The organism is Actinophytocola sp. (assembly GCF_036402745.1).
Lineage (GTDB): Bacteria > Actinomycetota > Actinomycetes > Mycobacteriales > Pseudonocardiaceae > Actinophytocola.
Map to the genome: position 1 here is coordinate 1 of NZ_DASWSJ010000164.1, position 19,913 is coordinate 19,913.

The 19,913-nt window shown below is 72.5% G+C and carries 19 protein-coding genes; 17 read left to right on the forward strand and 2 right to left on the reverse strand.

Going from position 1 to position 19,913, the window contains the following annotated elements; genetic code table 11:
• The 7 genes from aroC to VGD70_RS16280 all read left to right on the forward strand — a co-directional run.
• A partial coding sequence (aroC, locus tag VGD70_RS16250) for a chorismate synthase (RefSeq protein ID WP_331082299.1) occupies window positions 1–1,158 on the forward strand: 1,158 nt, incomplete at its 5' end.
• Between the two features lie 4 nt (window positions 1,159–1,162).
• Window positions 1,163–1,684, forward strand: coding sequence for a shikimate kinase (locus VGD70_RS16255; RefSeq protein ID WP_331082300.1), 522 nt, complete (start codon window positions 1,163–1,165; stop codon window positions 1,682–1,684).
• Window positions 1,685–1,829: 145 nt separating this feature from the next.
• Entirely contained in the window at window positions 1,830–2,906 is a 1,077-nt protein-coding gene (gene aroB / locus VGD70_RS16260) for a 3-dehydroquinate synthase (protein WP_331082301.1), read from the forward strand.
• Window positions 2,907–2,968: 62 nt separating this feature from the next.
• Window positions 2,969–3,601 carry a helix-turn-helix domain-containing protein gene (locus tag VGD70_RS16265; RefSeq protein WP_331082302.1) on the forward strand — a complete coding sequence of 211 codons (633 nt, stop codon included), beginning with the start codon at window positions 2,969–2,971 and terminating at the stop codon, window positions 3,599–3,601.
• On the forward strand, window positions 3,598–4,038 hold the full coding sequence (gene aroQ / locus VGD70_RS16270) for a type II 3-dehydroquinate dehydratase (RefSeq protein WP_331082303.1): 441 nt from the start codon (window positions 3,598–3,600) through the stop codon (window positions 4,036–4,038). Before VGD70_RS16265 ends, aroQ begins: the two co-directional genes overlap by 4 nt.
• Window positions 4,035–4,931 (forward strand): GNAT family N-acetyltransferase, encoded by an 897-nt coding sequence (locus VGD70_RS16275; protein ID WP_331082304.1) that lies wholly within the window; start codon window positions 4,035–4,037, stop codon window positions 4,929–4,931. The genes aroQ and VGD70_RS16275 overlap by 4 nt, the downstream gene beginning before the upstream one ends.
• Before the next feature lie 53 nt (window positions 4,932–4,984).
• Window positions 4,985–6,511, forward strand: coding sequence for a beta-xylosidase (locus tag VGD70_RS16280; protein ID WP_331082305.1), 1,527 nt, complete (start codon window positions 4,985–4,987; stop codon window positions 6,509–6,511).
• A 31-nt stretch (window positions 6,512–6,542) separates the two neighbouring features.
• On the opposite strand, the gene VGD70_RS16285 is transcribed toward VGD70_RS16280, so the two are convergent.
• On the reverse strand, window positions 6,543–6,959 hold the full coding sequence (locus VGD70_RS16285) for a B-4DMT family transporter (RefSeq protein WP_331082306.1): 417 nt from the start codon (window positions 6,957–6,959) through the stop codon (window positions 6,543–6,545).
• Window positions 6,960–7,024: 65 nt separating this feature from the next.
• Between VGD70_RS16285 and VGD70_RS16290 the strand changes: the two genes are divergently transcribed.
• The 4 genes from VGD70_RS16290 to VGD70_RS16305 all read left to right on the forward strand — a co-directional run bounded on the left by VGD70_RS16290 (window position 7,025) and on the right by VGD70_RS16305 (window position 10,187).
• A complete protein-coding gene (locus tag VGD70_RS16290) occupies window positions 7,025–8,131 on the forward strand; it encodes a Xaa-Pro peptidase family protein (protein WP_331082307.1) in 1,107 nt (368 codons plus the stop codon).
• A 54-nt stretch (window positions 8,132–8,185) separates the two neighbouring features.
• Window positions 8,186–8,749, forward strand: a complete 564-nt coding sequence (efp, locus tag VGD70_RS16295; protein ID WP_331082308.1) for an elongation factor P — start codon at window positions 8,186–8,188, stop codon at window positions 8,747–8,749.
• Window positions 8,750–9,169 carry a transcription antitermination factor NusB gene (gene nusB / locus VGD70_RS16300; protein WP_331082309.1) on the forward strand — a complete coding sequence of 140 codons (420 nt, stop codon included), beginning with the start codon at window positions 8,750–8,752 and terminating at the stop codon, window positions 9,167–9,169.
• A 76-nt stretch (window positions 9,170–9,245) separates the two neighbouring features.
• A complete protein-coding gene (locus VGD70_RS16305) occupies window positions 9,246–10,187 on the forward strand; it encodes a DMT family transporter (RefSeq protein WP_331082310.1) in 942 nt (313 codons plus the stop codon).
• Window positions 10,188–10,426: 239 nt separating this feature from the next.
• On the opposite strand, the gene VGD70_RS16310 is transcribed toward VGD70_RS16305, so the two are convergent.
• Window positions 10,427–10,915 carry a transcriptional regulator gene (locus VGD70_RS16310; RefSeq protein ID WP_075123575.1) on the reverse strand — a complete coding sequence of 163 codons (489 nt, stop codon included), beginning with the start codon at window positions 10,913–10,915 and terminating at the stop codon, window positions 10,427–10,429.
• A gap of 256 nt (window positions 10,916–11,171) precedes the next feature.
• Here VGD70_RS16310 and pyrR point away from each other — a divergent pair, with 256 nt between their 5' ends.
• The 6 genes from pyrR to pyrF all read left to right on the forward strand — a co-directional run bounded on the left by pyrR (window position 11,172) and on the right by pyrF (window position 19,312).
• The gene (gene pyrR, locus VGD70_RS16315; protein WP_331082311.1) at window positions 11,172–11,771 is read left to right on the forward strand and encodes a bifunctional pyr operon transcriptional regulator/uracil phosphoribosyltransferase PyrR; all 600 of its coding nucleotides are present in this window, start codon (window positions 11,172–11,174) and stop codon (window positions 11,769–11,771) included.
• Window positions 11,772–11,841: 70 nt separating this feature from the next.
• Window positions 11,842–12,774, forward strand: coding sequence for an aspartate carbamoyltransferase catalytic subunit (locus VGD70_RS16320; protein WP_331082312.1), 933 nt, complete (start codon window positions 11,842–11,844; stop codon window positions 12,772–12,774).
• On the forward strand, window positions 12,771–14,060 hold the full coding sequence (locus VGD70_RS16325) for a dihydroorotase (RefSeq protein WP_331082313.1): 1,290 nt from the start codon (window positions 12,771–12,773) through the stop codon (window positions 14,058–14,060). The genes VGD70_RS16320 and VGD70_RS16325 overlap by 4 nt, the downstream gene beginning before the upstream one ends.
• Window positions 14,057–15,172 carry a glutamine-hydrolyzing carbamoyl-phosphate synthase small subunit gene (gene carA / locus VGD70_RS16330; protein ID WP_331082314.1) on the forward strand — a complete coding sequence of 372 codons (1,116 nt, stop codon included), beginning with the start codon at window positions 14,057–14,059 and terminating at the stop codon, window positions 15,170–15,172. The genes VGD70_RS16325 and carA overlap by 4 nt, the downstream gene beginning before the upstream one ends.
• Window positions 15,165–18,479 (forward strand): carbamoyl-phosphate synthase large subunit, encoded by a 3,315-nt coding sequence (carB, locus tag VGD70_RS16335; protein WP_331082315.1) that lies wholly within the window; start codon window positions 15,165–15,167, stop codon window positions 18,477–18,479. Before carA ends, carB begins: the two co-directional genes overlap by 8 nt.
• Window positions 18,476–19,312, forward strand: a complete 837-nt coding sequence (gene pyrF, locus VGD70_RS16340; RefSeq protein WP_331082316.1) for an orotidine-5'-phosphate decarboxylase — start codon at window positions 18,476–18,478, stop codon at window positions 19,310–19,312. Before carB ends, pyrF begins: the two co-directional genes overlap by 4 nt.
• The last annotated feature ends 601 nt before the right edge of the window (window positions 19,313–19,913 follow it).

The window sequence follows — 19,913 nt, forward strand, 5'->3', positions numbered from 1 at the left end:
CACGGCCCGGCGCTCGTCGCTGTGCTCGAGGGCATGGTGGCCGGGGTCGAGGTCACCACCGCCGAGCTCGGCGAGCAGCTCGGGCGCCGCCGTCTCGGGTTCGGGCGCAGTCCGCGCATGGGCTTCGAGACCGACCGCGTCGAGTTTCTCGGCGGGGTGCGCCACGGGCTCACCCAGGGCGGCCCCATCGCCGTGCGGATCGACAACGCCGAGTGGCCCAAGTGGGAGAAGGTCATGGCGGCTGACCCCGTCGACCCGGACGTGCTGGCCGGCCTCGCCCGCAACGAGCCGCTCACCCGGCCCCGCCCCGGCCACGCCGACCTGCCCGGCATGCAGAAGTACGGCTTCGACGAGGCCCGCCCGGTCCTCGAGCGCGCCAGCGCCCGCGAGACCGCCGCCCGCACCGCCCTCGGCACCGTCGCCCGCGCCTTCCTGCGCCAGCTCCTCGGCGTCGAGGTCATCAGTCACGTCGTCTCCATCGGCACCGCCGAGGCGCCCGACGGACCGGCGCCGCAGCCCGGCGACCTCGCGCGCATCGACGAGAGTCCGGTCCGCGCGTTCGACCCCAAGGCCACCGAGGCGATGGTCGCCGAGGTCGAGGCGGTCAAGGAGGCCGGCGACACGGTCGGCGGCGTCATCGAGGTCATCGCCTACGGTCTGCCGCCGGGGCTCGGCTCGCACGTGCACTGGGACCGCCGCCTCGACGCCCGCCTGGCCGGCGCGCTCATGGGCGTCCAGGCCATGAAGGGTGTCGAGATCGGCGACGGGTTCACCACGGCCCGCCGCTGGGGCAGCCAGGCCCACGACGAGATCGACCCCGCGGGCGGCGTCACCGGCGTCAGCCGGCGCTCCAACCGCGCGGGTGGCCTGGAGGGCGGCATCACCAACGGCGAGCCGCTGCGTGCCCGGGTGGCGATGAAGCCGATCTCGACCGTCCCACGTGCACTGTCCACAGTAGACGTGGCGACGGGCGAGCCGGCGGTCGCGATCCATCAGCGGTCCGACGTGTGCGCGGTGCCGCGCGCGGGCGTGGTGCTGGAGTCGGTGATGGGCCTGGTCCTCGCGGAGGCGGCGCTGGAGAAGTTCGGCGGCGACTCGCTTCCCGAGACCCGGCGCAACGCCGAGGGATACCTCAAGGCACTGCAGGAACGGTGGTAGCCAAGTGACCGCGCGTGGTCCCGTGCTGATCCTCGTCGGCCCGCCCGGCTCGGGTAAGAGCACCGTCGGGCGGCTGGCCGCCGAGCGCCTGGGCGTCGACTTCCGCGACTTCGACGACGACATGGAGCGCGCACACGGCCTGCCCCCGGGCGAGCTCGTGGTCCAGCTCGGCCGGGAGAGGTTCCAGGAGTCCGAGCACGAACTGCTCGCCACGGTCCTGCCCGAGTTCACCGGCGTCCTCGCGCTCGGCGGTGGCACCCCCACCGCGCCCGGCGTCCCCGAGCTGCTCGAACCGCACCACGTGGTCTTCCTCGACGTCGACCTCGAGCACCTCCTGCGCCGCGAAGGGCTGGTGCCGCTGCACCCGTGGCTGATGCCCAACCCACGCGCCCACCTCAAGGAGCTGCTCAACACCCGCCGGCCGGTCTACACCCACGTCGCCGCCGTCACTGTCCCGACGAGCGACCGCACCCCCGAGGACGTCCTCGTCGACGTCCTCGCCAGCCTGCAGGTGTCGACCGATTAGGGCCGTTTGGCGGATCATGGTCGATGCGACGTGACCCAGGTGGTTCCTGGACGGCTGCGGTGGAGCTGGACTGATCCCCAGCTGAATACGGGCAACCGTCCGGTGCGATGCTCACGTCACCAAACAACGGTGAGGAGCTGAGGCAGTGGAGCCGGTGCGCATCGGAGTGGCCACCGAGCGGCCGTACGAGGTCGTGATCGGCCGCGACCTCACCGGCGAGCTCGTCGACGCGGTGGCCGGCGCGCCCAAGGTGGCGGTCATCCACCCGCCGACGCTCGCCCACGGTGCCGAGGTCATGCGGCAGCGGCTGCGCGACGCGGGTGTCGACGCGCACCTGATCGCGATCCCGGACGCCGAGGCCGGCAAGACACTGCGGGTGGCCGGCCAGTGCTGGGACGCGCTCGCCGCGCTCGGCATGGACCGCGGCGGCACGGTCGTGGCGTACGGCGGCGGCGCGGTCACCGACGTCGGCGGGTTCGTGGCGGCCACGTGGATGCGCGGCGTGCGGCTGGTCAACGTGCCCACCACGCTCCTCGGCATGGTGGACGCCGCGGTCGGCGGCAAGACCGGCATCAACCTCGACGCCGGCAAGAACCTCGTGGGCGCCTTCCACGAGCCGGCCGCCGTGCTGGCCGACCTGGACACGCTGCGCACCCTGCCCGCCGACGACCTGGCCGCGGGCATGGCCGAGGTGATCAAGGGCGGCTTCATCGCCGACCCGCGGATCCTCGAGCTCGTCGAGGCCGACGCCAAGGCCGCGCTCGACCCGGACGGCGACGTGCTCGCCGAGCTGGTGCGCCGCAAGGTCCAGGTGAAGGCCGACGTCGTGGCCGCGGACCTCCACGAGTCCAGCCTGCGCGAGATCCTCAACTACGGCCACACCCTCGGCCACGCCATCGAGCGCCGCGAGGGCTACCGGTGGCGGCACGGCGCCGCGGTCAGCGTCGGCCTCGTGTTCGCGGCCGAGCTGGCCCGGCACGCCGGCCGCCTGGACGACGCCACCGCCGACCGGCACCGCGCGGTCCTCGACTCGATCGGGCTGCCCACCGGCTACGCCGCCGACGCGCTGCCCGACCTGCTCCAGGGCATGCTGGGCGACAAGAAGACCCGCGCGGGCGTGCTCCGCTTCGTCGTCCTCGACGGGCTCGCCGAGCCGGGTCGGCTCGAGGCACCCGAGCCGGCGCTGCTGACCGCCGCCTACGCGGCGATCAGCACCGGGTGAGCCCGGCCGCTGGGGGCACGGTCGAGCGGCGGACGTGAAATCGGACTATAGTCCGCTATGAGATGAGCAAGACCAGCGGACCACGATCCGAGCCGGAACCGCCCCAGGCCGGCAAGCCGCAGCGAGCCGAACGGGCCGACGCCGTACGCAACCGTGCCCGCGTCCTGCAGGCCGCCCGCGCGCTGTTCCGCGAGCACGGCGCGGGCGCGGTGACGATGGACCAGGTCGCGGTCGCCGCCGGGGTCGGCAAGGGCACGCTGTTCCGCCGGTTCGGCGACAAGGCCGGCCTCGCCGTCGCCCTGCTCGACACGCACGAGCGCGACCTCGAGGCCGCCATCCTGAGCGGTCCGCCGCCGCTCGGCCCCGGCGCCGAGCCGGCCGCCAGGCTGGTCGCGTTCCTCGAGGCCTACGTCGACTTCCTCGACGGGAACCTCGACCTCGTGCACCTGTCCGAGACCGCCCGGCCCGGCGCGCGCTACGACATCGGCGCCTACCGCCAGTGGCACCGCCACGTCGCCGGGCTCATCGCGGCGGCGCGGCCCGACCTGGACGCCGACTACCTCGCGCACGCCCTGCTCGCGCCCTTGGCCGCCGACCAGCGAATGGCGCTGCACGAGGCGGTCGGACCTGGGCGTGTCCTGGCGGGGCTGACTACCCTGGCGCGATCAATTCTCGAGAACAGGAGTGGCACATGAACGCGCTGGTGCTCAACGGACCCAACCTGGGCAGGCTGGGCACGCGTGAGCCGGAGATCTACGGCCGTACCACCTACGCCGACCTCGTCGAGCTGTGCGAGCGGACCGGCCGCGAGCTCTCCCTCGAAGTGACCGTCCGGCAGACCGACCACGAGGGCGAGATGCTCGGCTGGCTGCACGAGGCCGCCGCGCAGCGGATCCCCGTGGTGCTCAACGCCGGCGCCTGGACGCACTACTCGATCGCCGTCCGGGACGCGTGCGCGCAGCTCACCGCGCCGCTGGTGGAGGTGCACATCACGAACGTGCACAAGCGCGAGGAGTTCCGCCACCACAGCTACATCTCCGCGGTCGCGAGCGGCGTGATCGTCGGCCTCGGCGTGGACGGCTACCGGCTCGCCCTGCGCTGGTTGGCCGACAACGCGACCACCGACGCATGACCGTCCTGCACACCCGACGACTCACGCTGCGACCCATCCAGGCCGAGGACACCGCCGCGCTGCTGGCCATGCTCACCGACCCGGAGCTCGGCCGGCACCACCCGGGCGACCTCACCGATCCGGACGAGATCGTCGCGCTCGTCCGGCGCCGGCTCGACTACCGCGGGCCCGCGGGCACCGGCGACTGGGTCTTCGAGCTCGACGGCACGATGGTCGGCATCGGCCACCTGCGCACCTCGACCGAGCTGCCCGGCGGCGTCCTGGAATGCGGCTTGTACCTGGCCCGCGCGCACTGGGGGAGCGGCCTGGCCGAGGAGGCCGCCCGTGCCGTTCTCGGCCACGCGCACCACACGCTCGGCGTCCCGGCCGTGTTCGCGCTCGTGCACGAGGAGAACCCGCGCGCCCAGCGGTTCGTCGAGCGGCTCGGCTTCCTCGAGGTGGGTTCCGGCACCCACTACGGCGCCGTCCACCGCGTGCTCGTGAGCCTGGCCGAGCCGGCCGGCGTGCACCACGTCGAGCTGTGGGCCGCCGACCTCGCGAGCGCCGAGCGGACCTTCGGCTGGCTGTTCACCGAGCTCGGCTGGCACGAGTACCAGCGCTGGCCGCGCGGCGTGAGCTGGCGCCGCGGCGCGGCCTACGTCGTCGTCGAGGACTCGCCCGACCGGTGCGGCGACCGGCACGAACGGACCCGGCCTGGGCTCAACCACCTGGCCCTCCACGTCGCCACCCGCGCGGACCTGGACCGCATCGTCGCCGGCGCGCCCGAACACGGCTGGCACCTGATGTTCGCCGACAAGCACCCGCACGCGGGCGGTCCCGAGCACCTCGCCGGCTACCTGGAGAACGACGACGGCTTCGAAGTCGAGCTGGTTGTCGCCCAACACACGCCGTAATCCCTACACTGTCCGGGGGATTCTCGAGGGCAACGTTCGGAGGGCACTTCACGATGCGCACTACGCACCGTCGAAGACCAGCGGCGTTGTTCGCCGTCTCGCTGGCCCTCACCCTTGTCGCCGCCTGCACCACCAGCGAGGCATCGCCGCAGGCCGAACCCGCGAGGGTGGCCGAGGCCCAGCCCGCCGAGCCCTCCGCGACGCCACCCGCATCGAACCCCGATCCGGTGAAGCTCGCCACCAGCAAGGGCCGGCAGAGCCGCGGCGTGATCGCGGCGGGCGGCGGCGACGCGCCGTACAACTACGCGCCGTCCGTGCTCTACGACCGCGGGCGGTACCGGATGTGGTGGTGCAGCCAGCTCGGCATCGCCAACCCGCCCGGCGACGACATCCTGCTCGCCGAGTCCCGCTCGATGGCCGGCCCGTTCCGCGGCCCCGACGGCTCGACGGCCACCCCGATCTTCTCCGGGCACCCGGGCGGCTTCGACGGCATGCACACCTGCGACCCGTCGGTGATCCGCGCCGGCGGCGCCTACTTCATGTACTACACCGGCGCGGCCGGCAACCACGCGCACGGCAACGCGATCGGCGTCGCCACCAGCCCCGACGGCCGGGTGTGGACGCGGGCCAACAACGGCAAGCCGATCGTCCGGTCGGCCCGCCAGGTGTCCAACGGCAACACCTATGGCGCGGGCCAGCCGGCGGCGATCTTCCTCGCCGGCAAGTTCTACCTGATGTTCACCGACACCACCGGCCGCGAGACCGGGCACAACGGCGCCGGCCAGTTCGTCCTGCGCTCGCCGGACCCCACGTTCGGCGAGGACGTCGAGGCGCTCGGCCCGGACGGCTTCGTGCCCGTGCGGGACACCGGCGCGCGGCTGCGCACGGTGGTCGACGCGTTCAGCGCCGACTGGATGTGGGTCGACTCGCTCGCCGCGTTCGCCATCGCCCACGAGACCGTCGACGGCACCACGATCACCTTCTGGGACAGGGACTTCCGCTACAACCCCTACGAGCCGGTGCTCGTGCCGGGCAGCTGGCGCGAGGGCCCGGGCCTGGTCCGCCGGCCGGACGGGCACGCGGTCGTGTCGGCGGCCGACCCGTGCGGCACCGTGTCGATCGACCTCGTGCGGGCCACCAAGCAGGGCCGCTTCGGGCCGTCGGACCTGCGCCACTTCGGCCTGGACGTCGGCGGGTTCGACGCCTGCGCGGACCGGGGCCGCGCCCTGCTCGCGCTCAACGGGTTCGCCATGCCCTCGCCGAAGCGCACCATCGACCTCGTGGTCAACGGCATGCTCGTGCGGATCGACCGGCGGGCGGTGGCCGAGAAGCTCGCCGTGCGCATCCTCGACGATCCGGTGCCCGCGCTGGCCCACGCGCCGGTCGCGCTGACCCTGCGGCCGGGCGCGGAGGCGCGGCAGGCGCCGGGCCGCGGGACGGCGTTCCTGGTCGACGACACGCTCTGGCCGATGGGCTCGGCCGACGTCGCCGCGCTGAACTCGTCGGTCGTGGGCGGGCTGACGGCCGCGGAGTGGGACGCCTACACACGCGGCGCCGACCTCACGGGCCCGCCCCGCTGAGCCCCCGCCGCCGGAACCGCTGAGCTGAGCCTTAGTCGGCCTCGGTGCGCGAGCGGCCCGGCACCCGGATCCACCGCCCGGCGAGGAACCCCACGCATGCCGGCACCACCACCAGCAGCGCGGTGAACGCCGCCCCGCCGGTGAGCGCCGCACCCAGGTCGGCGATGCCGGTCTGGTCGACGAAGATCGACTTGCCGATGATGCCGAGCACCGCGGCGCCCCAGCCCGCGATGAGCGAGGCGATCAGCCAGACCTTGCCGCGCTCGGGGACGTCCCGCCAGGTGTCGACCGCCCCCCACACCGCGGCGACGCCGACGAGCACCCCGAGCATGATCGCCTCGAACACCGTGCGCGATGTCGGGTGGTGCACCCCGAAGTCGGCCCGCACCGTCTCGGCGACCGCGTGCACCACGGCCAGCACGATGCCGCGCAGAAGCCAGGTTCGCATCGCCACAGCGTATCCGGGAGCGGAGCGAGCCATTCAACCCAGCGGGTGCCACTAAGCTCGCACGCATGCTCGAGACGCACGCCCGCCGCCGCGCGGCGCTGCGCTCCCAGCTGCGGGAGCGCGACCTCGACGCCCTGCTGGTGGTCGACCTGCGCAACGTCCGCTACCTCACCGGGTTCACCGGCTCCAACGCCGCGCTCCTCGTGCACGCGGGCGACGAGCCGGGCACCGAGGACCGGACCGTCTTCTGCACCGACGGCCGCTACCTCACCCAGTCCGCGCAGCAACTGCCCGACCTCGAGCGGCTGATCGACCGCCCCTGCCCGCCCGCACTCGTCGAGCGGGCCGCGGCGAGCACCGACTACCGGCGCACCGGGTACGAGAGCCACCGGGTCACCGTCGAGGACCTCGACACGCTGTCCGGTGTCGCCGGCGGGGTCGAGCTCGTCCGCGCGCCCGGCCTGGTCGAGCGGCTGCGCATGGTCAAGGACGACAACGAGATCGAGGCGCTGCGCATGGCGTGCGCGGCCGCGGACCGGGCGCTCGCCGACCTCGTCGAGCACGGTGGCCTGCGGGCCGGCCGCACCGAGCGCGAGGTGGCCCGCGACCTCGAGAACCGGATGCTCGACCACGGCGCGGCGGGCCCGTCGTTCGAGTCGATCGTGGCCGCCGGCGCCAACTCCGCGGTTCCGCACCACCGGCCCACCGACACGGTCCTGCACGCGGGCGACCTCGTGAAGCTGGACTTCGGCGCGCTCGTCGACGGTTACCACTCGGACATGACCCGCACGTTCGTCCTCGGCACGCCGGCGGACTGGCAGCGCGAGCTGTACGACCTTGTCGCCGCCGCGCAGGCGGCCGGTCGCGCGGCGCTGCGGGTGGACGCCGAGGTGCGCGACGTGGACGCGGCCGCGCGGGAGGTCGTCGAGGACGCCGGCCGGGGCGAGGAGTTCCTCCACGGGCTCGGGCACGGGGTCGGCCTGGAGATCCACGAGGCCCCGGCCCTGGCCAAGACCGGTGAAGGTAGACTGTCCGCCGGCATGGCCGTCACGGTGGAACCGGGCGTGTACCTGTCCGGCAAGGGTGGGGTCCGCATCGAGGACACGCTCGTCGTGCGGGACGGCGATCCCGAGCTTCTCACGCTGACGACCAAGCAGCTCGTCGTCGTGTGACCGCAGTCGTGTGACGACCCACCAAGCGTTGCGATTACAGGAGAGACCTACCCCGTGGCTTCCACCAACGACCTGAAGAACGGCCTGGTGCTCAACCTTGAGGGCCAGCTGTGGTCCGTCGTCGAGTTCCAGCACGTGAAGCCCGGCAAGGGACCGGCGTTCGTGCGCACCAAGCTCAAGCACGTGCTCACCGGCAAGGTCGTCGACAAGACCTTCAACGCCGGCATCAAGGTGGAGACCGCCACCGTCGACCGCCGCGAGATGACCTACCTGTACCAGGACGGCACGCAGTTCGTCTTCATGGACGGCCAGACCTACGAGCAGATCCACATCGACGGCGACGTCGTGTCGGACAACGCCCGGTTCCTGCTGGAGAACCAGACCGCGGTGGTGGCCACGCACGAGGGCGCGCCGCTGTTCATCGAGCTGCCGACCTCGGTCGAGCTCGTCATCAAGCAGACCGACCCGGGCCTGCAGGGCGACCGGTCCACCGGTGGCACCAAGCCGGCCACGCTGGAGACCGGCGCCGAGATCCAGGTGCCGCTGTTCCTGTCGACCGGCGAGAAGGTCAAGGTCGACACCCGCGACGGCCGCTACCTCGGCCGCGTCTCCTCCTAGATGGGCGCGCGCAGCAAGGCACGCAAGCGCGCGGTCGACGTCCTCTACGCCGCGGCGGTGCGCGACGCCGACCCGCGCACGCTGCACGCCGAGCGCACGGAGGTCACCGAGCACCCGGCACCGAACGACTACGCCACCACGCTCATCGAGGGCGTTGTGGCGCACCGCGAGCGGATCGACGAGCTGCTCACCGAGCACGCCGAGGGCTGGACGCTGGACCGGATGCCGTTCGTGGACGTCGCGATCCTGCGGCTGGGGGTGTACGAGCTGCTCTGGGCGGAGGACGTCCCGGACCCGGTCGCCGTCGACGAAGCCGTGCAGCTGGCCCGATCGCTGTCGACGGACGACTCACCCCGGTTCGTGAACGGGGTCCTGGGCCGCCTGGCCACCATCGCGGAGCGGCTGCGCGCCACTCTGTGAGACCCGTGGTGTGACGTGCGACGCGTTGGCCGAAATCCGCGTGAGAACTGTCGGTGCCGGCTCGTAGGTTGGCGCCATGGAGATCTCCCAGCCCGCCGCGGTGGACCGCCGCAGCCTGGTCGCGGCTGGTGTCACGGTCCTGTTGTGGGCCTCGGCCTTCGTCGCCATTCGTAGTGCTGGGCAGCACTACTCGCCGGGGGCGTTGGCGTTCGGGCGGTTGCTCGCCGGGTCCGTCGTGCTCGTCGTCGTGCTTCTCGTGCGTCGCGAGGGGTGGCCGGCCCGCGCCGCGTGGCCGGGCATCGTCGCGTCGGGGGTGTTGTGGTTCGGCGTCTACATGGTCGCGCTCAACTGGGGGGAGCGGGAGGTCGACGCGGGCACCGCGGCCATGGTGGTCAACGTCGGGCCGGTGCTCATCGCGCTGCTCAGCGGGTGGCTGCTCAAGGAGGGCTTCGCGCGGCGGGTGCTGCTCGGGATCGCGGTGTCGTTCGCGGGCGCCGTGGTGGTCGGCTTCTCGACCTCCGGCGGGGGAGGCGCCTCGGTCCTCGGCGTGTTGTTGTGCGTTGTCGCGGCGGCCACGTACGCCATCGGGGTCACGGCCCAGAAACCGGCGCTGCGGCACGCGTCCGCGGTGCAGGTCACCACGTTCGGCTGCCTCGTCGGCATGGTGGCGTGCGCGCCGTTCGCGGGTCAGCTGGTGTCCGAGATGGACGGTGCGCCGCTGTCGGCCACGCTGAACATGGTCTACCTCGGCGTGTTCCCCACCGCGCTGGCGTTCATCACGTGGGCCTACGCCCTGGCCCGCACGACGGCCACCAAGATGGGCGCCACGACGTACGTGGTGCCGGCGCTCGTGATCGTGATGTCGTGGGTGGTGCTCGACGAGATCCCCGGCTGGCTCACCCTCACCGGCGGCGTCCTGTGCCTGGCCGGCGTGGCGGTCACCCGGGCCCGTCCCCGCCGCAGGCCACCCGTGGAGACGACCACCCCGTCCGAGCCGACGGCCTCGGCCACCACCTAGCCTCCGGATGGCCGCACGATCATCCCCCGTTCGCGCTCGCTCGATCCCCCGTTCGCGTCATGGCGGCGAGCCGTTCGCCGCAGCGACACCTGCCGGAGGCCCGGCCGACACCCGCCGGAGCCCGGCAAAACCCGCCAGAGGCACGAGAACCTCCGGGAGATGTGGGCCGGTGCGCCAGTCACCGGCTCCACCCGGAGGTCCTCACAAACGCGGCCGACACGTGTTGACCGCGGCCGCCGTCAGTCCTCTTTGGACGGACGCGCCTCGGGGGGCAGCACGCCCCAGTCGATGAGCTGCTCGGTCAGCTCGCCCGGCGTCATGTCGTAGATGATCGCCAGCGAGCGCAGGTCCTCGGTGCGGATCGAGAGCACCTTGCCGTTGTAGTCGCCGCGCTGGCTCTGGATCGTCGCCGCGTACCTGGCCAGCGGCCCGACCTTCTCCGCGGGCAGCTGTTGCAGCCGCTCGAGGTTTATCACGATCTTGGTCGCCGGCTCGGCACCGGAGGGCACTCTGCCCTCGGGCAGCAGCTCGACCACCGGCACCCCGTAGAAGTCGGCGAGCTCCGCCAGCTTCTGCACGGTGACGGCCCGGTCGCCCCGCTCGTACGAGCCGACCACGACGGCCTTCCAGCGGCCGCCGGACTTCTGTTCGACGCCGTGCAGGGACAGCCCCTGCTGCTGGCGGATGCCGCGGAGCTTGCTCCCCAGCGCCTTGGCGTAGTCGCCCATATGGCGATTCTCCATTCATTCGCCCCGCTGGCCGATCTGTGTACGCCGCGGGTAGCCGCATATCAACACGCAGAGTAATGGTTACCCAGTGTTGTCACCAGGTCAAGCTGATCTGTGTACAAGTGCGGTTCATTTGCATCATTACCACCCGGTTGGTGGATCCATTGCGCCTGGTACGGTGCTAGCGGCGCCCATCTGGGCGCAGCTCAGACGTCCTTTAACGACCCGTCCCGCGAGGCGGGGAAGGAGGTCAACCGTGGCACCGCGCAACCGCGGTGCGGCGGAACCGGCTGGGCAGCGCGAGCTGCTCTCGGCCGGCGACGTCGCACGCACCGTCGCTCGAATGGCCCATCAGGTCATCGAGCGAACCTCACTCGGCGCAGCCGACGCAGCACCCGTAGTGCTCCTCGGCATCCCCACCCGGGGCGCACCGCTGGCCAGCAGGCTGGCCGCGCGCATCGCCGACTTCTCCGGCATCGGCATCGGCGACAAGCTCGCCACCGGTGTTCTCGACGTCACCCTCTACCGCGACGACCTCCGCCGCCGCCCCACCCGCCCGCTCGGCACCACCGAGCTGCCTCCCGGCGGGGTCGACGAGCGGCTGGTCATCCTGGTCGACGACGTGCTCTTCTCCGGCCGCACCATCCGCGCCGCGCTCGACGCGCTGCGCGACGCCGGCCGCCCGCGTGCCGTGCAGCTCGCCGTCCTCGTCGACCGGGGGCACCGCGAGCTGCCGATCCGCGCGGACTACGTCGGCAAGAACGTGCCCACCTCGCGCACCGAGGAGGTCCACGTACAACTGGAGGAGACCGACGGCCGCGACGCGGTCCTGCTGCAACGCGGGGGGCTGTCGTGAGTGAGCTTGCGAGCGAACCAATGTCACAGGGCGACCGCGAGCGGCGGCACCGAGCCTGCGAGGGGACGTCGTGAAGCATCTGCTGGCTACCGAAGGACTGGATGCGGCCTCGGCCACGGCGATCCTCGACACCGCCGACAGCCTCAAGCACACCCTGCTCGGCCGCGAGGTCCGCAAGCTCCCCACGCTGCGCGGCCGCACCGTCATCACGATGTTCTACGAGGCGTCCACCCGCACCCGGGTCTCCTTCGAGATCGCCGGCAAGTGGATGAGCGCGGACGTGGTCAACGTGTCGGCGAGCGGATCGAGCGTCGGCAAGGGCGAGTCGCTGCGGGACACCGCGCAGACGCTGGCCGCGGCCGGCGCCGACTGCGTGATCGTCCGCCATCCCGCCTCCGGCGCCGCGCACCGGCTGGCCGGCTGGCTCGCCGAGGTCGGCACGTCGGTGGTCAACGCCGGCGACGGCATGCACGAGCACCCCACCCAGGCCCTGCTCGACGCCGCCACCCTGCGCGAACGCCTCGGCGACATCGAGGGCAGGCGGGTCGCGATCGTGGGCGATGTCCTGCACAGCCGGGTCGCCCGGTCCAACGTCCACCTGCTCACCACGCTCGGCGCCGAGGTCGTCCTCGTCGCGCCGCCCACGCTGCTGCCCTCGCACGTGGACCGCTGGCCGGTCACCGTGTCGCACACCCTCGATGCCGAGCTGCCCGGCGTCGACGCGGTGATGATGCTGCGGGTGCAGGCCGAGCGGATGCACGGCGGCTTCTTCCCGTCCGTCCGCGAGTACGCGATCGCCTACGGGATGAGCGAGGCGCGCCTGGCCGCCCTGCCCGAGCACGCGGTCGTGCTGCACCCCGGCCCGATGCTGCGCGGCATGGAGATCGCCTCCGCGGTCGCCGACTCGCCGCGCGCCGCGATCACCCAGCAGGTGGCCAACGGCGTCCATGTCCGGATGGCCGTGCTCTACCACCTGCTGGCGCACGAGGAGGAGATGGCGTGACCGCCCTTGTACTGCGCGGGGTCCGGCCCTACGGCGGGGACCCGGTGGACCTGGAGGTCCGCGACGGCCTGATCGCCGCCCTGGGGTCCGATGTGGACACAACGGGTGCGGAGGTGCGCGACGCGGCCGGTCTGGTGGCGCTGCCCGGTTTCGTCGACCTGCACACTCACCTGCGGGAGCCGGGCCGCGAGGACACCGAGACCATCGGCACCGGCTCGGCGGCGGCCGCGCTCGGCGGGTTCACCGCCGTGTTCGCCATGGCCAACACCGACCCGGTGGCCGACAACGCGGTCATCGTCGAGCACGTCTGGCGGCGTGGCCGCGAGGTCGGGCTGGTCGACGTGCACCCGGTCGGCGCGGTCACCGTCGGCCTCGGCGGCGAGAAGCTGGCCGAGCTCGGCACGATGGCCCGCTCGCAGGCCCGGGTCCGGATGTTCTCCGACGACGGCAAGTGCGTGCACGACCCGCTGCTGATGCGCCGTGCGCTGGAGTACTCGACCGCGCTCGACGTGGTCATCGCCCAGCACGCGGAGGAGCCGCGGCTCACCGTCGGCGCCCAGGCGCACGAGGGCGAGGTGGCCGCCCGGCTCGGCCTCGCCGGCTGGCCCGCGGTCGCCGAGGAGTCGATCGTCGCCCGCGACTGTCTGCTCGCCCGGCACACCGGTGCCCGCCTGCACGTCTGCCACGTGTCGACCGCCGGCACCGCCGAGATCCTGCGCTGGGCCAAGGCGCAGGGCATCGAGGTGTCGGCCGAGGTCACCCCGCACCACCTGCTGCTCGACGACGAGCGGCTGTCGACCTACGACCCGGTGAACAAGGTCAACCCGCCGCTGCGCACCGCCGCCGACACCAAGGTCCTGCGAGAAGCGCTGGCCGAGGGCGTGCTCGACTGCGTGGCCACCGACCACGCCCCGCACGCGCCGCAGGACAAGGACTGCGAGTGGTCCGCGGCACGCCCGGGAATGCTGGGCCTGCAGACGGCGCTCGCCGTGGTGGTGCGCACGATGGTCGAGCCGGGCCTGCTGGACTGGCGCGGTGTGGCGCGGGTACTCAGCGAGCGGCCGGCGGAGATCGCCGGCCTGCCCGACCAGGGCCGGCCGCTCGAGGTCGGCGAGCCGGCCACGCTCACCCTGGTCGACCCGGAGGCGAGCTGGACGGTGCGCGGCGCGGAGCTCGCCAGCATCGCCGCCAACACCCCGTACGAGGGCATGGAGCTGCCCGGACGGGTCGTCACGACACTGCTGCGCGGGCGGGTCACCGCCCATGATGGTGAGGTAATTCGATGAGTCAGGCCGCACTCGTCCTCGAGGACGGCAGGGTGTTCCACGGCGAGGCGTTCGGCGCCGTCGGCACCACGCTCGGCGAGGTGGTCTTCTGCACCGGGATGACCGGCTACCAGGAGACCCTCACCGACCCGTCCTACCACCGCCAGATCGTGGTGGCCACCGCCCCGCAGATCGGCAACACCGGCTGGAACGACGAGGACGACGAGTCGCGCAGGATCTGGGTCGCCGGCTACGTCGTGCGCGACCCGGCCCGGGTCCCGTCCAACTGGCGCTCCCGCCGACCGCTCGCCACCGCCCTCGCCGAGCAGGGCGTGGTCGGCATCAGCGGGGTCGACACCCGCTCGATCACCAGGCACATCCGCGAGCGCGGGGCGATGCGGGGCGGCGTGTTCTCCGGCGCCGACCTCGCCGGCACCGACGAGCTGGTCGACCGGGTGCTGCGGAGCCCGCGGATGGCCGGCGCGGACCTCGCCGGCCAGGTCACCACCGCGGCCACCTACGTCGTCCCGGCCGACGGCGAGCGCCGCTTCCGGGTCGCCGCGCTCGACCTCGGCATCAAGACCAACACGCCGCGGATGATGGCCGCCCGCGGTATCGAGACCCACGTGCTGCCGGTCGGCGCCACGATCGACGACGTGCTCGCGGTCGAGCCGGACGGCGTGTTCCTCGCCAACGGGCCGGGCGACCCGGCCACCGCCGACGGCCCGGTCCGGCTCACCCAGGCGGTGCTGGAGCGGCGCATCCCGCTGTTCGGCATCTGCTTCGGCCACCAGATCCTCGGTCGCGCGCTCGGCCGCGGCACCTACAAGCTGCGCTACGGCCACCGAGGCATCAACATCCCGGTGATCGACACGCGGACGGGCCGGGTCGCGATCACCGCGCAGAACCACGGCTTCGCGCTCGACGGCGAGCCGGGGGAGCGGTTCGGCACTCCGTTCGGCGACGCCGTGATCAGCCACTACTGCCCCAACGACGGCTGCGTGGAGGGCGTGCGGGCGCTCGACGTGCCGGCCTTCTCGGTGCAGTACCACCCCGAGGCGGCGGCCGGTCCGCACGACGCCGCCCCGCTGTTCGACGAGTTCGTCGGTCTGATGGAGGCGAGAAGTGCCTAAGCGGGACGACATCGAGCACGTGATGGTGATCGGGTCCGGCCCGATCGTCATCGGCCAGGCGTGCGAGTTCGACTACTCCGGCACCCAGGCCTGCCGGGTGCTGCGCGAGGAGGGCCTGCGGGTCAGCCTCGTGAACTCCAACCCGGCCACGATCATGACCGACCCGGAGTTCGCCGACGCCACCTACATCGAGCCGATCACCCCCGACTTCGTCGAGAAGGTCATCGCCAAGGAGCGGCCGGACGCGCTGCTCGCCACGCTCGGCGGGCAGACCGCGCTCAACACCGCGGTCGCGCTGCACGAGCGGGGCGTGCTGGAGAAGTACGGCGTCGAGCTGATCGGCGCCGACATCGAGGCCATCCAGCGCGGCGAGGACCGGCAGCGGTTCAAGGACATCTGCGCGTCGGTCGGCGCGGAGACCCCGCGCAGCGCCGTGTGCCACTCGATGGACGAGGTCCGCGCCGCGGTGGACGAGCTGGGCCTCCCGGTCGTCATCCGGCCGTCGTTCACCATGGGCGGACTCGGTTCCGGCTTGGCGCACACCAAGGAGGACCTCGAGCGGATGGGCGCCTCCGGGCTCACCGAGAGCCCGGTGCACGAGGTGCTCATCGAGGAGAGCGTGCTGGGCTGGAAGGAGTTCGAGCTCGAGCTGATGCGTGACCGCAGCGACAACGTCGTGGTCATCTGCTCGATCGAGAACATCGACCCGATGGGCGTGCACACCGGCGACTCGGTCACGGTCGCGCCCGCGATGACCCTCACCGACCGCGAGTACCAGCACATGCGCGACGTCGGCATCGACGTGCTGCGCGCGGTCGGGGTCGACACGGGCGGCTGCAACATCCAGTTCGCGGTCCACCCGCAGACCGGCCGGCTGGTCGTCATCGAGATGAACCCGCGCGTGTCGCGGTCCTCGGCGCTCGCGTCGAAGGCCACCGGGTTCCCCATCGCCAAGATCGCCGCCAAGCTCGCCATCGGCTACACGCTCGACGAGATCCGCAACGACATCACCGGCGAGACACCCGCGTCGTTCGAGCCGACGCTGGACTACGTCGTGGTGAAGGTGCCGCGGTTCGCCTTCGAGAAGTTCCCGGGCGCGGACCCGACGCTCACCACGACGATGAAGTCGGTCGGCGAGGCGATGGCGCTCGGCCGCAACTTCGTCGAGGCGCTCGGCAAAGCGCTGCGCTCGATGGAGACCAAGGCCGCCGGCTTCTGGACCACCCCGGACCCCGACCCGATCACCGTCGGGTCGGTGCTCGAGGCGCTGCGCATCCCGCACGACGGCCGGCTCTACACGGTGGAGCGGGCGCTGCGGCTGGGCGTGAGCGTCGCCGAGGTCAGCGAGGCGTCCGGCATCGACCCGTGGTTCATCGACCAGGTCGCGTCGCTGGTCGAGCTGCGTGCCGAGGTCAGCGCCGCGCCGGTGCTCGACGAGCGGCTGCTGCGCCGGGCCAAGCGGGCCGGGTTCTCCGACCGGCAGGTCGCGGCGCTGCGCCCGGAGCTCGCCGGCGAGGACGGGGTGCGGACGCTGCGCCACCGGCTCGGCATCCGGCCGGTGTTCAAGACCGTCGACACGTGTGCCGCCGAGTTCGCGGCCCGCACGCCGTACCACTACTCGGCCTACGAGCTCGACCCCGCGGCCGAGTCGGAGGTCACCGAGCAGCGCGACCGGCCCAAGGTGCTGATCCTGGGGTCGGGGCCCAACCGGATCGGGCAGGGGATCGAGTTCGACTACTCCTGCGTGCACGCCGCGATGGCGTTGCGCGGCGCGGGGTTCGAGGCCGTGATGATCAACTGCAACCCCGAGACCGTGTCCACCGACTACGACACCTCCGACCGGCTCTACTTCGAGCCGCTGACGTTCGAGGACGTGCTCGAGGTCGTGCACGCCGAGCGGCGCTCCGGCACGGTGGTCGGGATCATCGTGCAGCTGGGCGGGCAGACCCCGCTCGGCCTCGCACGCCGGCTGGCCGAGGCGGGTGTGCCGGTGGTCGGCACCCCGCCCGACGCCATCCACCTGGCCGAGGACCGCGGCGCGTTCGGCGAGGTGCTCACCAACGCCGGGCTGCCCGCGCCGAAGTACGGCATGGCGACGTCGTTCGCCGCGGCCAAGCGGATCGCCGACGAGATCGGCTACCCGGTGCTGGTCCGGCCGTCCTATGTGCTCGGTGGGCGGGGCATGGAGATCGTCTACGACGAGGACTCGCTGGCCGGCTACATCGCGCGCGCCACCGAGATCACGCCCGAGCACCCGGTGCTCGTCGACCGCTTTCTCGACGACGCCATCGAGATCGACGTGGACGCGCTGTGCGACGGCAAGGACGTGTTCCTCGGCGGCGTGATGGAGCACATCGAGGAGGCCGGCATCCACTCCGGCGACTCCTCGTGCGCGCTGCCGCCGATCACGCTGGGCCGCACCGACCTGGCCGCGATCCGCCGCTCGACCGCCGCGATCGCGCACGGCATCGGGGTGCGCGGGCTGCTCAACGTGCAGTACGCGCTCAAGGACGACGTGCTGTACGTGCTGGAGGCCAACCCGCGGGCGTCGCGGACCGTGCCGTTCGTGTCGAAGGCGACCGCGGTGCCGCTGGCGAAGGCGGCGGCCCGGATCATGCTGGGCGCGACGATCTCGGAGCTGCGGGCCGAGGGCATGCTGCCGCCGACCGGGGACGGGTCCGACCTGCCGCCCACGTCGCCGGTCGCGGTGAAGGAGGCGGTGCTGCCGTTCCACCGGTTCCGCACGCCGGAGGGGCACGGGGTCGACTCGCTGCTCGGGCCGGAGATGAAGTCGACGGGCGAGGTGATGGGCATCGACACGTCGTTCGGCAAGGCGTTCGCGAAGTCGCAGACGGCGTCCTACGGCTCGCTGCCGACCTCGGGCCGGGTGTTCGTGTCGGTGGCCAACCGGGACAAGCGGGCGATGGTGTTCCCGGTGAAGCGGCTGGCCGACCTCGGCTTCGAGGTGCTGGCCACGGCGGGAACCGCGGAGGTGTTGCGGCGCAACGGGATCCCGTGCACGGAGGTCCGCAAGCACTTCGAGACCCCCCGCGACGCGGAGCCCAATATCGTCGAGATCATCCGCGACGGCGGGGTCGACATGGTGATCAACACGCCGTACGGCAACCCCGGCCCGCGGGTCGACGGCTACGAGATCCGCACGGCGGCGGTGTCCCGCGACATCCCGTGCGTCACGACCATCCAGGGCGCGGCGGCCGCGGTGCACGGCATCGAGGCCCTGATCAGACAGGACATCGGCGTGGAGTCACTTCAGTCCCTGCAGGCGACGCTGCGGCGCACGCGATGAGGGCGCCGTTCGGGGCCCGGCTGACGACGGCCGTGTCGATGCGCGGGCCACTCTGCGTGGGGATCGACCCGCACCCGTCGCTGCTGGCGGACTGGGGCCTGCCGATGTCGGCCGCGGGCCTCGAGCGCTTCGCGATGACGTGCGTAGAGGCGCTGGCGGGGGAGATCGCGGTGCTCAAGCCGCAGTCGGCGTTCTTCGAGACGTACGGCTCGGCCGGCATCGCGGTCCTGGAGCGGCTGCTCGTGGCGTCCCGGCAGGCCGGCGCGCTGACCCTGCTGGACGTGAAACGCGGCGACATCGGCTCGACGATGGATGCGTATGCCGCGGCCTACCTCGCGGAGGGCGCCCCGCTCGCGGCGGACGCGGTGACCCTGTCGCCGTACCTGGGGTTCGGTTCCCTCGACCCGGCGCTCGAGCTGGCCTCGCGGACGGGTCGAGGCGCGTTCGTCCTGGCGCTGACCTCGAACAAGGAGGGCGCGTCGATCCAGCGCGCGACGGGCGGCGGTGGGGCGTCGGTCGCCCAGGAGATCGCCGACGAGGCCGCGGCCCGCAACGCCGGCGCCAGCCCGCTGGGCCCGGTGGGCCTGGTCATCGGCGCGACGGTGGGGCGGCTGGAGCTGGACCTGTCCCGCCTGAACGGCCCCATCCTGGCCCCGGGCTTCGGCGCCCAGGGCGCCACGGTGGCCGACTTGCGCACGGTGTTCGGTGAGAGCCTGCGCCACGTGCTGCCGTCCTCGTCGAGAGAGATCCTCCGCCACGGCCCGGACCCTGCCGCACTGCGGGACGCGGCCTTGAGGGTCCGCGACTCCCTGGGCGTGACCCACCCGCTGTAACCGCTGCCCGCCCAAACCTTCCACTCGCACCCCGAAGTTGTCCACAACCCCGCCGCACCCCCCTTGACCAGCACGTTTCTTGATAGAATGGATGCACGGGGTGCCCCCGGAGTGGGCGGGGGCTGCCATCCGGAGGCGGCGACGCGGACACGATTCGCCCGGTCGGGGTTTTGGCTGGTTGGGGCCGCCAGGGGCTTCGTTGGGGCTGGGTGCGAGCGATCGATGAGTGGGCTCACGCCGGGCCAGCAAGGCGAGCTTCGGGCGCCGGGCGCGGCTGACAGGGCCGCCATCCATAGCGAGCCAGGTGAGTGGGCGCCGTGGTCCAGAGATCCACAGCGTGGCTAGTCGTGGCCGGTGCGGCGAGTGGGCATCACCAGGCGGCCAGCAGCCCGCCCCCAGCCGAGCGACCCCGCCCAAAACCGCCAAGCGGCCACCAGGTGTCCAAAAGGTCACGAAAAGGCCGCTTCCAGGCGCTTTGCAGATTGCAGTTTGCAGTGTGGTGTCTCACCGGCCGTCGACGGAAGGTGCCGCTGGCCGACTCGCCGCGGACACCCCTTGTAGCGGATCTCCCCGAAATGATCAAGGTCCCGGATGGGGTTAC